General features: G+C 37.1%; 11 protein-coding genes. 10 read left to right on the plus strand and 1 reads right to left on the minus strand.

Annotated elements, in window-relative coordinates; all coding sequences use genetic code 11:
* The first annotated feature begins 27 nt into the window (after nucleotides 1-27).
* Both YQ22_RS00525 and YQ22_RS00530 read left to right on the plus strand, forming a co-directional pair.
* The gene (locus tag YQ22_RS00525; protein ID WP_071339632.1) at nucleotides 28-1839 is read left to right on the plus strand and encodes an acyl-CoA dehydrogenase family protein; all 1812 of its coding nucleotides are present in this window, start codon (nucleotides 28-30) and stop codon (nucleotides 1837-1839) included.
* Between the two features lie 101 nt (nucleotides 1840-1940).
* Nucleotides 1941-3365: a pyridoxal phosphate-dependent decarboxylase family protein gene (locus YQ22_RS00530; RefSeq protein ID WP_071339633.1), complete on the plus strand. Its 1425-nt coding sequence runs from the start codon at nucleotides 1941-1943 to the stop codon at nucleotides 3363-3365.
* Here YQ22_RS00530 and YQ22_RS00535 read toward each other — a convergent pair whose 3' ends face one another.
* Complete coding sequence (locus tag YQ22_RS00535; RefSeq protein WP_058103077.1) at nucleotides 3366-5168, minus strand: glycoside hydrolase family 15 protein; 1803 nt, start codon at nucleotides 5166-5168, stop codon at nucleotides 3366-3368. It lies immediately after the preceding gene.
* Between the two features lie 103 nt (nucleotides 5169-5271).
* On the opposite strand from YQ22_RS00535, the gene YQ22_RS00540 reads away from it, so the two are divergent.
* The 8 genes from YQ22_RS00540 to YQ22_RS00575 all read left to right on the plus strand — a co-directional run bounded on the left by YQ22_RS00540 (nucleotide 5272) and on the right by YQ22_RS00575 (nucleotide 15802).
* Nucleotides 5272-7485, plus strand: a complete 2214-nt coding sequence (locus YQ22_RS00540; RefSeq protein ID WP_058103078.1) for a bifunctional alpha,alpha-trehalose-phosphate synthase (UDP-forming)/trehalose-phosphatase — start codon at nucleotides 5272-5274, stop codon at nucleotides 7483-7485.
* 15 nt (nucleotides 7486-7500) lie between these two features.
* A complete protein-coding gene (locus tag YQ22_RS00545; protein WP_071339634.1) occupies nucleotides 7501-9030 on the plus strand; it encodes a nuclear transport factor 2 family protein in 1530 nt (509 codons plus the stop codon).
* 4 nt (nucleotides 9031-9034) lie between these two features.
* Nucleotides 9035-10201 carry an MFS transporter gene (locus YQ22_RS00550; protein WP_071339635.1) on the plus strand — a complete coding sequence of 389 codons (1167 nt, stop codon included), beginning with the start codon at nucleotides 9035-9037 and terminating at the stop codon, nucleotides 10199-10201.
* Between the two features lie 144 nt (nucleotides 10202-10345).
* The gene (locus YQ22_RS00555) at nucleotides 10346-11677 is read left to right on the plus strand and encodes a M28 family metallopeptidase (protein WP_071339636.1); all 1332 of its coding nucleotides are present in this window, start codon (nucleotides 10346-10348) and stop codon (nucleotides 11675-11677) included.
* Nucleotides 11678-11695: 18 nt separating this feature from the next.
* Nucleotides 11696-13303: a M1 family metallopeptidase gene (locus YQ22_RS00560; RefSeq protein WP_071339637.1), complete on the plus strand. Its 1608-nt coding sequence runs from the start codon at nucleotides 11696-11698 to the stop codon at nucleotides 13301-13303.
* 103 nt (nucleotides 13304-13406) lie between these two features.
* Nucleotides 13407-14522, plus strand: coding sequence for a DUF2914 domain-containing protein (locus YQ22_RS00565; RefSeq protein WP_071339638.1), 1116 nt, complete (start codon nucleotides 13407-13409; stop codon nucleotides 14520-14522).
* Nucleotides 14523-14634: 112 nt separating this feature from the next.
* Nucleotides 14635-15240: a YkgJ family cysteine cluster protein gene (locus YQ22_RS00570; RefSeq protein ID WP_071339639.1), complete on the plus strand. Its 606-nt coding sequence runs from the start codon at nucleotides 14635-14637 to the stop codon at nucleotides 15238-15240.
* 94 nt (nucleotides 15241-15334) lie between these two features.
* Nucleotides 15335-15802 carry a GAF domain-containing protein gene (locus tag YQ22_RS00575; protein ID WP_071339640.1) on the plus strand — a complete coding sequence of 156 codons (468 nt, stop codon included), beginning with the start codon at nucleotides 15335-15337 and terminating at the stop codon, nucleotides 15800-15802.
* Nucleotides 15803-15846 lie beyond the last annotated feature (44 nt).

Genomic DNA, 15846 nt, shown 5'->3' on the forward strand with positions numbered 1-15846 from the left:
TACTTTATACTAAATACAATTAACAACATGAGTACAGAAACATCGGATAAAGACATTCTTAGAGGAGGACAATTCCTTGTTAAAGAAACCAACTGTGATGATATTTTCACTTTAGAGGATTTGAACGAAGAACAAAAAATGATGCGTGAAAGCACCAAAGAATTCGTTGATAGAGAATTATGGGCACACTGGGAACGTTTTGAGAAAAAAGATTACGCATATACCGAAGAAACCATGCGTAAAGCCGGTGAACTAGGTTTGCTGAGCGTAGCAGTACCAGAATCATACGGTGGTATGGGTATGGGGTTTGTTTCTACAATGCTAGTCTGTGATTATATTTCTGGTGCAACCGGATCCTTTAGTACTGCATTCGGGGCGCATACTGGTATTGGTACTATGCCAATAACTTTGTACGGTACTGAGGAACAAAAACAAAAATATGTACCTAAACTAGCCTCAGGTGAGTGGTTTGGCGCGTATTGCCTTACCGAACCAGGTGCTGGATCAGATGCAAATTCGGGTAAAACAAAGGCCGTTTTATCAGAAGATGGTAAAACTTATAGTATTACCGGTCAAAAAATGTGGATCTCAAATGCTGGTTTCTGTAACTTGTTTATCGTATTCGCACGTATTGAAGATGACAAAAATATAACCGGGTTTATCGTAGAAAATGACCCTAGTAATGGTATTACCTTAGGTGATGAGGAAAAGAAATTAGGTATTCACTCCTCTTCTACCCGCCAAGTATTCTTTAATGAAACAAAGGTTGCTGTTGAAAATATGCTTTCCACTAGAGGAAACGGTTTTAAAATTGCAATGAATGCCCTAAACGTTGGTCGTATTAAATTAGCCGCTGCTTGTTTAGAGGCACAAAGAAGGGTAATCAACGAGGCTGTTAATTATGCAAACGAAAGAATTCAGTTCAAAACTCCGATCGTTAACTTTGGTGCCATAAAAGCAAAATTAGCCGATATGACCACCAATGCTTATGTTGGTGAATCTGCTTGTTACCGTGCTGCAAAGAACATTGAAGATAGAATTGCAATACGTGAAAGCGAAGGCAATACTCACCAAGAAGCTGAATTAAAAGGTGTTGAAGAGTATGCTATAGAATGTTCTATTTTAAAAGTGGCGGTTTCGGAAGATGTACAGCATACAGCAGATGAAGGTGTGCAGATTTTTGGAGGTATGGGCTTTAGCGCAGATACACCAATGGAATCCGCTTGGAGAGATGCAAGAATTGCACGTATATACGAAGGAACCAATGAAATCAACAGAATGTTAGCTGTAGGTATGCTTGTTAAAAAGGCTATGAAAGGTCATGTAGACCTTTTAGGACCTGCAACCGCAGTTGGCGAAGAGCTCATGGGAATTCCTTCTTTTGATACTCCTGATTTTTCTGAACTGTTTGCAGAAGAAAAGGATATTTTAAAAAGACTGAAGAAAGTGTTCTTAATGGTCGCTGGATCAGCAGTTCAAAAATTTGGTCCTGAATTGGAAAAGCACCAACAATTGATGTTAGCTGCTTCTGACATTCTTATTGAAGTTTATATGGCAGAATCTGCATTATTACGTACAGAGAAAAACGCAAAACGTTTTGGAGAAGAGGCACAGGCCACCCAAATTGCGATGTCTAAGTTATATTTGTACAATGCAACCGAAACTATCATTAAAAAAGGTAAGGAAGCCATTGTATCTTTCGCTGAAGGTGATGAACAAAGAATGATGTTAATGGGACTTAAACGTTTTACAAAATATACAAATTACCCTAATGTAGTAGCTTTACGCACACAAATTGCCGATAAGGTAGCTGCAGATAACGGGTACACCTTTGACTAGTTCAGATTACTTTTGTTGTTTGGTAACTTGAATGTTAAACCGTCCCAATTGGGGCGGTTTTTTTGTTTGGTATAAATCGTTATTGCGACTACTTTTGAGCCATGCATAAAAAATTACTCCAACAAGTGTATTCATCCTCTGATTTTAACACCAACGGGCACGCACTTATAGACCAGTTGACCGCTCATTTAGAGGATAAATTAAATGGAAAATCCCCAAATGCCATTCATTGGAACGACCCTGAGGATGAACTCCAGTTTTGGAAGGATTTTCTATATCACGGAAATAGCAAGAATTTGTTCCAGGAAATCAACAAACGTACCACGCACATTCACCATCCACATTACCTTGGTCATCAGGTGAGTCCTCCAGCCCCAATTACCGCACTCACAGGATTATTGAGTTCGCTATTAAATAACGGTACTGCGGTATATGAAATGGGCATGTCTTCCAATGCTATTGAACGCATTATCATTGAAGCGATTTGTAATAAAATTGGCTTTAATAATAATGCTGGAGGTTTTTTAACATCTGGTGGTACACTTGCCAATCTTACCGCATTATTAAGTGCTAGAAAAACGATTACCAATAAGGATATTTGGAATGATGGCAATCAAAATCAATTAGGTATAATGGTCAGTGAAGAAGCGCATTATTGTGTAGACCGTGCGGCAAGAATTATGGGTTTAGGGAATCAAGGCATAATTAAAGTACCCGTTACCAAAGATTTTGCAATGGATACCCATGTTTTAGAAGCTAAATTCAAGGAAGCGCAAGAAAGCGGAATTGAGGTCTTTGCCATAATCGGTAGCGCACCATCTACTGCTACAGGTATTTTTGATAATCTTGAGTGCAATTCTGAATTTGCCCAAGAACATAATATCTGGTTTCATGTTGATGGTGCACATGGAGGTGCCGGTATTTTTTCTGAAAAATACAAGCATACGCTAAAAGGCATTGCTCAAGCAGATTCAGTAGTTATTGATGGTCACAAAATGATGATGATGCCAGCATTGACCACCGCCCTACTCTTTAAAGATGAAAACAATGCCAAGGCTACATTTAGTCAAAAAGCGGATTACTTATTGACCGACTCAGAACATGAAGATTGGTACAATTCCGGCAAGCGTACCTTTGAATGCACAAAAAATATGATGGCCATACATTGGTTTACACTTCTAAAACTCTATGGTGAAGAAGTTTTTGATGCCAATGTTACCCTATTATATGATTTGGGTTCCTTATTTGCCGACATTATAGAGGCTGAACCTAATTTTGAACTGGCATTACGCCCAATGTCAAATATTGTATGTTTTAGATATGTAAACCCTAATTTCAATTTTGAAGAGCAAAACAATTTAAACATAAAAATTCGCCAGTATCTTTTAGAAGATGGCGAATTTTATATTGTACAGACCAAATTAAAAAATGTTCATTTCTTACGAGTAACCGTTATGAATCCGTTTTCAACGGAAGAACACTTTAAAGCCCTAATCCATAAAATTAAGGCTTATGTTATGAGGTAATTATTCTCTCAAAGTTTCTAACATTTGATCCTCACTTTCTTTCTTAGAAAAGTTGATGGCACATTCTATCAACGCTAAATGTGAATATGCCTGAGGGAAGTTTCCTAGTAACCTTTTAGTCTTAAAGTCAATATCTTCACTAAATAGACCTAAATGATTACTATAACCTAATAATCTCTCAAAATACTCCAACGCCTTCTTCTCTTCCCCTATTTTAAATAAACTATTAATGTACCAGAATGTACAAACCGTAAATGAAGAAGATGGCAAACCAAAATCATCTTCATTCTTATATCTATACAACAATCCATCATTACTTAATTCGTCTCCAATGGCATTAACGGTTTTAATATATCTTTCATCTTTTGCATCAACACATCCGTAAGATTCCATTAATAAGACAGAAGCATCCAAATCTTTGGAACCATAAGATTGGGTATAAGCCCCAACTTCATCGTTCCAGGCATTATCATAGATGTCTTGCCAAATTTCCGCCCTTATTGGTTCCCATTTATCAATTTTATGCTGCTTGCCCAGCATTTCAGCAACTTTTATGGCACGATCCAAGGCTGTCCAGCATAATACTTTAGAAAATGTAAAATGTCTATCCTCTGTACGGAACTCCCAAATTCCTTTATCGGCATCCTTCCAATTATTGCTTACGATCCAAACAATACCTTTGGTAATGGCCCATAAGTCCTCACCATTTTCTATGTCTATGCTGAATTTCACCATTTGTTCATAAATCACATCCATCAGAATACCATAAATATCATTCTGCTTTTGGTGATATGCCGCATTACCTATACGCACCGGTTTAGAACCTTTGTAACCAGCCAAGTGCTCCAAGGTTTCTTCGGTCAGTTTTTTCTCTTTATTGATCCCGTACATGATCTGTAACTTCTCTGCCTTATCGGGTATCAAATCTATAATGAACTGTAAATATCGTCTTGCCACGTTCTTATGTCCCAATTCAGATACTACTTTAATCACCATTGATGCATCCCTTATCCAACAGAAACGATAATCCCAATTACGTACTTCACCAATGGTTTCTGGTAAAGATGTGGTAGCTGCAGCCAAAACAGCTCCGGTCTTATCATAGCTCAATAATTTTAAGGTCAAGGCACTTCTGGAAATTTCATCGTTAAATTTCTTGTAAGTTGGGGTTAAATCTGTCCAGTTTAACCAGTAAACCTTGGTGTTCTGTAAATCAAGATAAGCCCTTTCTGTGGTTGGCAACAACAATTTTTCATTGTAGCCCATAAGCATGTACTCATCTTGAAGAAGTTCTACTTCAACACTATTGACTATAGATTCTTGATCAAAAGAAGTGTATAGAAATACAGTATCGAACTTAACATCGTAAGTGAGACTGGCTATAAAATCCTTTTTAATAAAAGTTTCGGTTTTCCCCATGGCATATTCCAATCTTGGATCATACAAAACAGAAAAACTTGGCTTACCTGAAATTAATTTAAAATACCTGATCAACTCTGGTGGCGCATGGTGACTTCCATCCAACTTACGATATCTGGGCATGAAGTCATGAATTTCAAAGTGATCTTCGCCAGATTTAAAAGAGGTAATCAATATATTGGTGTACCTCTCATATTTCTGAGTAATCTCATAGCTGTCATCAACCCTTATTTCAAAACTTCCACCTATATTTTCATCCAGTAATTTGGCAAATACAGACGGACTATCAAATTCTGGCAAACAGCACCAATCTATGCTTCCTGTCTTTGAAATTAATGCTGCACTTCTGCAATTCCCTATTATTCCGTAGTCTAAATTATCCATTCAATAAAATTCTTGATTCATTTGAGGTTTCAATTGGTATTGCCCTCCTTTTTCCCGAAATTTAGAGAAATAATTATCAAGAAGAAGCAAAAAATTCTCTTTTATGGCGAAAACTATCATTATCTCAAATAGACTACCTGTACAATTACAAATTAGCAATGGCGACATTACTGCGGTACCAAGTGTAGGTGGACTGGCCACAGGAATGAAATCTGTACACTCCGGCGGTGATAGCCTTTGGATTGGTTGGAGCGGATTAACGGATGAAGAAATTCCCGAAGAATTGGTTCCTAAAATTGATAGCGCCTTAGCGGAGCATGGATCTTCAAAAGTTAATTTAACGGAGAAAGAGGTAGATGGTTTTTACTATGGATTTAGTAATAGAACCATATGGCCTTTATTTCATTACTTCTTAGAATATTCTGAATTTGAGCTGGATAGCTGGGAAACATACAAAGCGGTAAACCAAAAATTTGCCGATGCCATCCTTGAAAAAGCAAACAATGAAGACACTATTTGGATACATGACTATCAATTAATGTTGGTGCCCCAAATGGTAAGAGCAGAAAGACCGGATATTTCTATAGGCTTCTTTTTACATATTCCCTTTCCATCGTATGAGATTTTTAGAACCCTACCTTGGCGACGTGAAGTATTACAAGGGTTGCTGGGGTCTGATCTGATCGGTTTTCATACCTATGACTACGAACGCCACTTTTTAAGCTCTGTTAGAAGGCTACTAGGTTTAGAGGTAAGCTTTAACGATATCTATTTAGATGATAGGGTTATAAAAGTAGACTCTTTCCCTATGGGTATCGATTATAAGAAGTTTAGCGATGCAGCAAAAGAACATTCTCAACGTACCGAGGATCAAAAGTCTGAATTGCAGAAACGACTGGATACTCATAAAAAATCTGCTCCCGATGCCAAATTCTTCCTTTCTATAGATCGTTTAGATTATACCAAGGGTATTGCAAAACGCTTAAATGCCTTTGAGTATTTTTTAAAGAAATATCCGCAGTATAAAGAGAAAGTAAGACTTATTATTCTTGCGGTTCCGTCTAGATCTAACGTACCACAATACCAATTATTAAAACGGGAAGTTGATGAACTTGTAGGACGCATTAATGGGGAGTTGTCCACTGTAAGCTGGACGCCAATATGGTATTTCTATAGATCTATGCCTTTTGAAAACCTAATTGACCTTTATACCTCTTCTGATATTGCCTGGCTAACGCCCATAAGAGATGGTATGAATTTGGTAGCTAAAGAATACATTGCAACTAGAACAGATAAGACAGGGGTGCTTATACTAAGTGAAATGGCAGGTTCTGCAAATGAAATGAACGAGTCATTATTAATTAACCCCAATAATTTTGAGCAAATTGCCGACTCTCTTTATGAAGCTATCAATATGCCCGAAGAAGAGCAGGTATCAAGAAATACATTGCTACAAAAAAGACTTGAACGCTATAATGTAGAAAAATGGGCCAACGATTTTATGAACTCCCTAGTGAGCCAGAAAGAAAAAGATCAGACTTACCGATCTAAAAAATTATCGGTTGACCTTATGAATACCGTAATGAGCAAATATAAAAACGCCAAAAGAAGATTGGTCTTTTTAGATTATGACGGTACTTTAGCAGGGTTTCATAATGACCCGCAAAAAGCGTCACCAGATGAGGAGCTTTACGCATTATTGGACCAAATTTCGTCTCAACCCAATACAGATATGTATTTAATTAGCGGAAGGGATAAAGAGACCTTTACCAAATGGTTTCTTCCTAAGAAATACAATATGATCGTTGAGCATGGTGTTTGGATCTCTCAAGGTGGTGAGGAATTTAGAATGCTAGAAACGGTGAAAAAAGATTGGATGGAGAAAATATTACCAGTTCTTGAATCTTTTGTAGATCGTACGCCAGGAAGTTTCGTGGAAGAGAAAAACTATTCATTGGCTTGGCATTACCGAAATACAGATCCAGATTTTGGTCAGAAGAGATCGGTTGAATTGAATACGGTATTAACCAGTCTTATTGCTAACGATGACCTTAGCGTACTCAATGGTAATAAGGTAATGGAAATCAAAAGCAGCAACGTAAATAAAGGAAGAGCATCTATGCGTGTGTATACAGAGCATGACTACGATTTTGTTTTTGCCATAGGTGATGATTGGACAGATGAATTTATGTTCCAGGAACTGCCAGAAGATGCTGTTACCGTAAAGGTGGGCAGACAAAAAACCCAAGCAAGATACTTTGTTGACAATACTAAAAATGTACGTGCCATCTTAAAGAGATTTGCAGAAAAACACTAATCTAAATCTCTTTTTATGTCCTTGAAATTGAAGTGCTTTATCCTTTTGCTAAGTGCCATATCTTGCATACAGCTACATGCACAACAGAGCACAGAAGTATATTTGACCAATTTAGGGTTGGAAAAAGATTCGGTCATTATTAATGGTGCAATAAATATATCTAAAAATGAAGGCTATGACAATCAGCCTTCATTTTTGGATAATGACAGGGTCCTATATGCTGCAACAAGAAATGGACAAACAGATATTGTGCTGTTTCATATAAAAGATAAAACCCTTTCATGGATTACAGATACCCCAAGTGGCAGCGAATATTCACCATTAAAAATACCCGGAAAAAATGCTGTTTCGGCAATTAGATTAGATGAGGATGGATTGCAAAGACTTTATGAATATAACTTAGATACCAACGAACAAAACCTTCTTCTAGAAGATTTAAAAGTTGGTTATCATGTTTGGTATGCTGAAGATATTATAATCTGTACAGTTCTTCGCGAGAATAGAATGGACCTTGTAATAGCTAACTTAAAAGATCATACCAATATAACGGTTCAACAGAATGTAGGCAGATCACTACATAACATACCAAATAGCGACCTGGTAAGCTACATTTTCAAATCGGATAATGGGAATATGGTAAAATCACTGCATCCAATATCATTAAAAACCGGGGATATAATTTCATTACCTAAAATCACCGATGACATTTGCTGGATGAGCAGTAATCAATTAATTACTGCCATTGAATCAACCATTCTTTCCTTTGACCCCAAAGTAGATACAGAATGGAAAATAGCTCATGAAATTAATAACCCAGATGTCAATGGAATCTCTAGATTAGCAATTAGTCCAGATGGAAATTATCTAAGTTTCGTTTCTAAAGATTCGCAAAAAAATATTGTGGACAAACAAGTAGAAACATTCAACGCACGAGAATTACAAGCATTTGCTAACTGTTTTTCAAAAAATGTTGTGGTAAAAAACTACCCAAAAGACACCCTGTACATTGGGCGGGAAATTTTAAAGGAAAAATATCAGAGCTTTTATGACCGTACGCCAAATATTGATGTAAAAGTATCCTCTAGAATTCATTTGGGAAAGACCGTTATTGATCAAGAACAGATAACCATTGGCGATAAACAATTTCAACAAGTTGCCATTTATGAGGTTGACGGACTTATAAATAGCATGACTTTCATAAAAGATAAGTCCATCAATGAAGATCCAGAAATACCTGTACAACAACAACTTGAAGGTTATAATACTAAAGACATCAACGCCTTCTTAGGTCCATATGCCAAAAACGTGAAAGTTTATGGTGCTAACGGCGAACTAAGAACCGAGGGTATTGAAAATATGCGAAATGGCTATGATCGCTTTTTTAGTACTACCCCAAACCTTCATTGTGAAATCAAGAATAGGATTGTAATCGGTAATATAGTTATTGATGAAGAATTCATTACCGTCAACGGTGATTCTTATACTGCAATAGGTATTTATGAAATAGAAAATAATAAAATAGCCAAGGTTACTTTTTTACATTGATCTATTGAAGCAAAAGTTACATATTCTCCCCATAATAATTATTTCTCAGTTTGCCTGTACCTCTACATGGTTTGCAGGCAATGCCATCATAGAATCGTTGACCAAAAAATTAGATTTTGGCGCAGATATTGTTAGTTACGTCATCTCTTCGGTACAATTCGGGTTCATCATAGGCACATTGATTTTTGGAATTCTAATGATTGCCGATAGGTTTTCACCTTCTAAAGTCTTTATGGTCTGTGGATGTTTAGCGGCCTTATCTAATTTAACCCTAATTGTTCCACAATTAAATGTGACCGGCTTGTTGATAGCCAGATTCGGAACCGGCTTTTTCCTCGCTGGGATCTATCCTGTAGGTATGAAAATAGCAGCCGATTATTATGAAAAAGGGTTAGGCAAAGCATTGGGCTTTTTGGTTGGCGCATTGGTTTTAGGCACTGCATTTCCGTTTTTAATTAAAGGAACCTCATGGGCAAATGATTCAGATAGTGTTATTAAACTAACCTCTGGCATTACCGTTATGGGTGGTTTACTGTTGCTAGGACTTGTACCTAACGGTCCTTATCGGGTAGCAAGTACGTCATTACAGATCAACGCGGGACCACGACTTTTTAAGAACTATGATTTTAAGAAAGCAGCTTTTGGGTATTTTGGTCACATGTGGGAACTTTATGCCTTTTGGGCCTTTACCCCTATCGCCATACAATGGTTTGCCATTGAAACCGGTAGTGATATATCGGTATTTTTATGGACTGGGATCGTGATTGCATTTGGCGGATTGTCTTGTGCACTAGGCGGTATTATTGCTCATAGCTTAGGAAGCAAAAAAGTAGCATTAACTGCTTTGATTATTTCTGGTGTGTTCTGTTTTATTTCTCCTGTTTTGTTCCTATTGCCCCAATATCTCTTTTTGGCAAGCTGGTGCCTATGGGGAATAGCCGTTACTGCAGATTCTCCTCAATTTTCCAATTTGGTGGCATCATCGGTAGCTCCGCAATTAAAAGGTACGGCATTAACCATTGTAAATTGTTTAGGTTATGCCATCACTATAATTAGCATTCAACTTCTAGGATTACTTCAAAATAGTATCCCGATAAATTTTTTATACATTCCACTAGGTCTAGGACCATTGCTGGGCGTTTATCACCTCATAAAAAAGAAAACGAAATAACCCGTATTAAACAATGCTACAATACTTTTTAAATACAATCTGGTAAGCTATAGAATTGCACATCAAATTATGGTCGTCCCTATATTTTACTTAATTTTAGAAACCGATTACCCAAACTAACTTTACTTACTCAAAAAAATTGAAATGAAAAAATTTTTACTACTCGCTTTATTCATATCGGCTATTCACCTTTCAGCACAAACGGACCAACGTATTTATGATATTATTGATGCGGTTTCTGCCGAACGTATAGAAAACGACGTTACCAAACTCGCAAATTTTGGAACAAGACATACGTTAAGCGATACAGTTTCCAATACTAGGGGAATTGGTGCAGCAAGAAGATGGATCAAAAGTGAATTTGAAAAAACCTCTGCAGCTTGTAACAGTTGTCTTACTGTTTTTTTTCAAAAAGACTTAGTCAAAAAAGGTGCTAACAACCGTATTGTAAAAGATGTTGAAGTGGTAAATGTGCTTGCTATTCAAAAGGGAACAAAATACCCTAATCGTTACATTATTATGAGCGGTGATATTGACTCTCGCGTTAGCGACCCAACCAACTACACTGATGATTCGCCTGGTGCAAATGATAATGCAAGTGGCATGGCAGGTACGTTGGAAGCCGCTCGTGTACTTTCTAAATACACTTTTGAAAATAGTATTATCTACATGGGTCTTTCAGGTGAAGAACAAGGTCTTTTTGGCGGTGGCGGTATAGCACAATATGCCAAAGATCAAGGCTGGGAGGTTATTGGAATATTCAATAATGATATGATCGGTAATATAAAGGGAGTTGACGGCACTATCAGTAACGTTGATTTTAGAATATTCTCTGAACCCGTACCTCCTACAGAAACAGAGGAACTACGCAAGGCCAGAAGGTTTTACGGCGGTGAGGTGGATGGTGTTTCAAGACAACTGGCACGATACGTACACAAAAACGTAAAGCAATACATGCCAGAAATGAACCCAATGATGATCTATCGCTTAGATCGTTTTGGTCGTGGCGGTCATCATAGACCTTTTAATGATGCTGGTTTTCCTGGCATACGTATTATGGAAGCTCACGAAAACTATACGCAACAACACCAAGATATTCGTCTAGAGGATGGTATTGCCTATGGTGATGTGTTAGAGCATGTGAATTTTGAGTACGCCGCCAAATTGACCGCGGTAAACGCAATTAACCTGGCATCTATAGCATGGGCCCCACCTTCACCAAAAACGGTTAAAATTGGTGGTATTGTTGAACCTGCAGCTAAATTTCAATGGAGTAAGGTTGATGGTGCAAAAGGCTATAAAATTTACTGGAGAGACACCACATCCCCTACTTGGGATTATAGCAGATACGTTGGTGATGTAACCGAATTTGTTTTAGACGGCATCGTTATTGATAACTATTTTTTCGGAGTTTCAGCGGTTAGTGAAGACGGATTTGAGAGTCCGGTCGTTTTTCCAAACGGAGTATTCAGATAAATTCTATTCAAACCATACATGAACAAATTCATACTTTTTCTTGCTCTGGGAACTTTAAGTTTCTCACAGGCACAGACTTTTACTAAACAAGATACGTTAAGAGGTAGCATTACCCCAGAACGTGAATGGTGGGATCTAAGTTACTATCATTTGGATATTGCCGTTGACCCAGATGAGAAATTCATAAGTGGGAGCAACACAATTCGCTATAAGGTGCTAAAATCCCATCAAGTGCTACAAGTAGACCTTCAACCTCCTTTAAGCATTGAAAAGGTTACTCAAGACGGAAAAGAACTTACTGTAACCCATAATGTAAATGCACATTTTGTACAGTTGACCAAACCCCAAGTAAAAGGAGAGTTCAATGAAATTGTTGTTTCCTATTTAGGGCACCCAAAAGAAGCGGTCAATGCACCATGGGATGGCGGATTTTCTTGGAAAAAGGATAATAATGGTAAAGATTTTGTGGCAACCTCTTGTCAAGGCTTAGGGGCAAGTGTCTGGTGGCCCAACAAAGATCATATGTATGACGAGGTAGATAGTATGCTGATCAGTGTAAAAGCTCCAAAAGGACTTATGAATATTTCTAATGGTAGATTACGAAGTGTACATAAAGAAACCAATACTTATAACTGGTTCGTGGGCAACCCCATCAATAATTATGGTGTAAATGTCAATATTGGTGATTACGTTCATTTTGATGAAGTATACCAAGGAGAGAAGGGTGCCTTAGATATGGATTATTATGTTTTAAAGGATAATCTAGAAAAGGCTAAGGAACATTTTAAAGATGCCCCAAAAATGATGAAGGCGTTTGAGCATTGGTTTGGTCCGTATCCATTTTATGAAGATTCGTTTAAACTGGTTGAAGTCCCTTATCTGGGTATGGAACATCAAAGTTCGGTCACTTATGGTAATCAATACTTAAAGGGTTATTTGGGTAGAGATCTTTCTCAAACCGGCTGGGGCTTAAAGTTCGATTTTATCATTATCCATGAAGCTGGCCATGAATGGTTTGCAAACAATATCACCTATAAAGATGCTGCAGATATGTGGGTGCACGAAGGTTTTACGTGCTATTCTGAAAGTTTGTTTCTAGATTACCACTATGGTACAGAAGCTGCCAATGCCTACGTTCAAGGTATTAGAAACAATATTAGAAACGACAGACCCATAATAGGCATCTACAATGTAAATTATGAAGGCAGTGGAGATATGTATTATAAAGGTTCCAATATGCTACATACGCTACGTCAAATAGTAAATGATGATAAAGAATGGAGAACAATTTTACGTGGACTCAATTCTGAATTCTATCATAAAACGGTTACTACCGCACAGATTGAAGAGTATATTGCTACTAAAATGAAACGTGATCTTGATCCTTTTTTTGACCAGTATTTACGAACTGTCAAAATACCCGTATTTGAATATACGATCAAGGGTAAAAAAATATCTTATCGTTTTACTAATACGGTCAAAGACTTTAAAATTCCATTAAAAGTTTTTGTTGATGACCAACCTGTGTGGTTGAACCCGTCTACAACATGGCAAAGCAAAAAGATGAAAGGCAACTTAGAATCCTTACGTATAGATTCTAATTTTTACGTTGAAACCAAAAGTTGATATTAACACTTTGTCTACGTGAACTTTTAACGTTCATCAAATATTATTTACGGTCAATTGTAGTGCTTTTAAACACCTATTTTTGCTCAGCACCTAGACCAACATGAAAAAGACCCTTGCCAGATATAGAAATAGCGCTTTTAGAAGCTTTATTAGAAAGCACACTAAGTATGCCCCTATTCTTTTCTTTATTGGTGGTTTTATTTTTGACACCCTAACCTTAGGTCGTATTGACCGTACCTATGATTTAACGGTTTTATGTTTGCATATGACATCGTTATCCATCACACTATACTTATATAATTTGGTAGACGATGGCAAATGGCAGGGCACCTTACTAGAACGATATGAAGAATACCTACCACTGGCCATTCAGTTCTTTTTTGGGGGATTATCAAGTGCTTATGTCATCTATTTTTCAAGAAGTGTGTCTTTATCCAAAACGGCATCATTCTTTATTATCCTTGTTTTATTACTAATTGCCAATGAGTTTCTAAAAAAACGGATCTCCAACAAATATTTACAATTTGGGGTGTACTACTTTATTAGCTTCACTTTTTTTACGTTCATGATTCCCGTATTTCTAAAAGAGCTCAATTCTACGATATTTTTAATATCAGGTGCCGTTAGCTTAGTAAGCACTTTAGTGTTGCTTACATTCATTTATGGCAAAAGCCCAAGTACGCGTAAAGAAATAAAACTAGGTAAAATGATCTTCATTATCATTGCCATATACGGTTTGATCAATCTTTTCTATTTTTTAAGATTGATACCACCGGTTCCCTTGGCGTTGGATAAAGGAATAGTAGCCCACAACGTTGTTCAAAAAAATGGCAAGTATGAAGTAACCTATGAGTCTGAAGAATCACACATATTTTGGCGCAAACACAAACTAGATTTTAGTTATTCTCCAGACCAACGTGTGTATATATTTTCTTCCATTTTTGCTCCTACAGATTTAAAGAAGTCAATATTTCATCGATGGAGAAAATACAATGAACTTACCAAGGAATGGGTAACGGTAGAAGATATTGGCTATGATATTACGGGTGGTAGAGATGGTGGTTTTAGAGGCTATACGTATAAATCAAATATTACTCCCGGTGAGTGGGAAGTACAAGTACTGACCGAAGAAGAACAAGTATTAGGCGTTATTGGTTTCAATATAGTCTTGAACACCCATCCAAAACCCCTAAAACTTAAGACTTCAAAATTTTAATTATTTATTTATCAGTAATTTACATTCTTAAAATTACCATCTAACAATAGTTTATTTTTATGATTTTTGTATGAAAACTTAGACTACCTTCGCGCAACTTTTTAAACTACTTGTGAGTATATACCATAAAGTTCGAGCGGTAGACCGTATGTTCTACCAATTGGAAAAGGAGTTGGGCTCCTTTCAAAAATCCACAGGTTTAGGCTGCGTAGCCAATTGCGGAAATTGCTGCTTAAAACCGGATATTAATGCCACAGTGCTAGAATTTTTACCCCTAGCCTATCATCTTTTTAAACAAGGTGTAGCAGAAACTTGGTTGCAAGATCTTGAACAAGATACCTCAACCAAACTATGTCCCGTTTTAAACAAACTAATTGCCCCTGGTGCAAAAGGATTTTGTTCAGAATATGCCCATCGGGGTCTTATTTGTAGACTATTTGGTTTTTCTGCCATGTTGCATAAAAACAATACCCCTACTTTAGTAACCTGTAAACCTATAAAGGAACAAAAGCCGCAAGCCGTAGCAATGGCAGAAATTCATATTTCGTCTAAAAAGAACTATCCGCTTATTAGCAATTACTATATGCAGTTACGTTCAATTGACGAATCATTGGGCGCCGAATTGTTTCCTATACGAATTGCCATAGCAAAAGCATTGCAAGTTGTTTTAGGTTACTACGCATACCGCAGACCACCCAGATATAGAAAAGTGGCGTAATAGTCTCATTAAAAAAAGGAGATAAAATGTATCTTTACGATGAACAAGCCTAATATCGAACTATAACTTGGCGATATTAGAAAAGAGCAGATTAATGAACAGCGTAAAAGAAATTAAATCAACCATACAATCAGAACTCGAAAAAGACGCTCCTAATTGGGAGCTTCTACTTAAGGCAATCTTGAATCATTTTGATTGTTCTACGGGTACCTTACATTTTTTGGATGAAAGCAAACTATTACAACTTCAATCTCAAGTTGGTATTCCTGAATTCTTAATACCTAAATTATCTACCATTCCTATTGGTAAAGGCATGGCCGGTATTGCTGCTGAAAGAAGAAAACCTGTTGAAATGTGTAACCTACAAACAGATGATTCCGGTGTTGCCAGACCATCTGCAAAAGACACCAAGGTTGAAGGTTCCTTAGCCGCTCCCTTAATTTATAATGAAACACTTTATGGCACTATAGGTATCGCAAAGCCGATTCCCTATGATTTTACACAAGATGAATCAGATTTGATTATGGAGATAGGAGAACTAATGGGCAAAAGATTGGTTTAGCTTATGCTCTCCTAATATTATAACTAAAAAAAGCCCGCTATACA

Source organism: Maribacter sp. 1_2014MBL_MicDiv (assembly GCF_001865655.1).
In the GTDB taxonomy this organism is placed as follows: Bacteria; Bacteroidota; Bacteroidia; order Flavobacteriales; family Flavobacteriaceae; genus Maribacter; species Maribacter dokdonensis.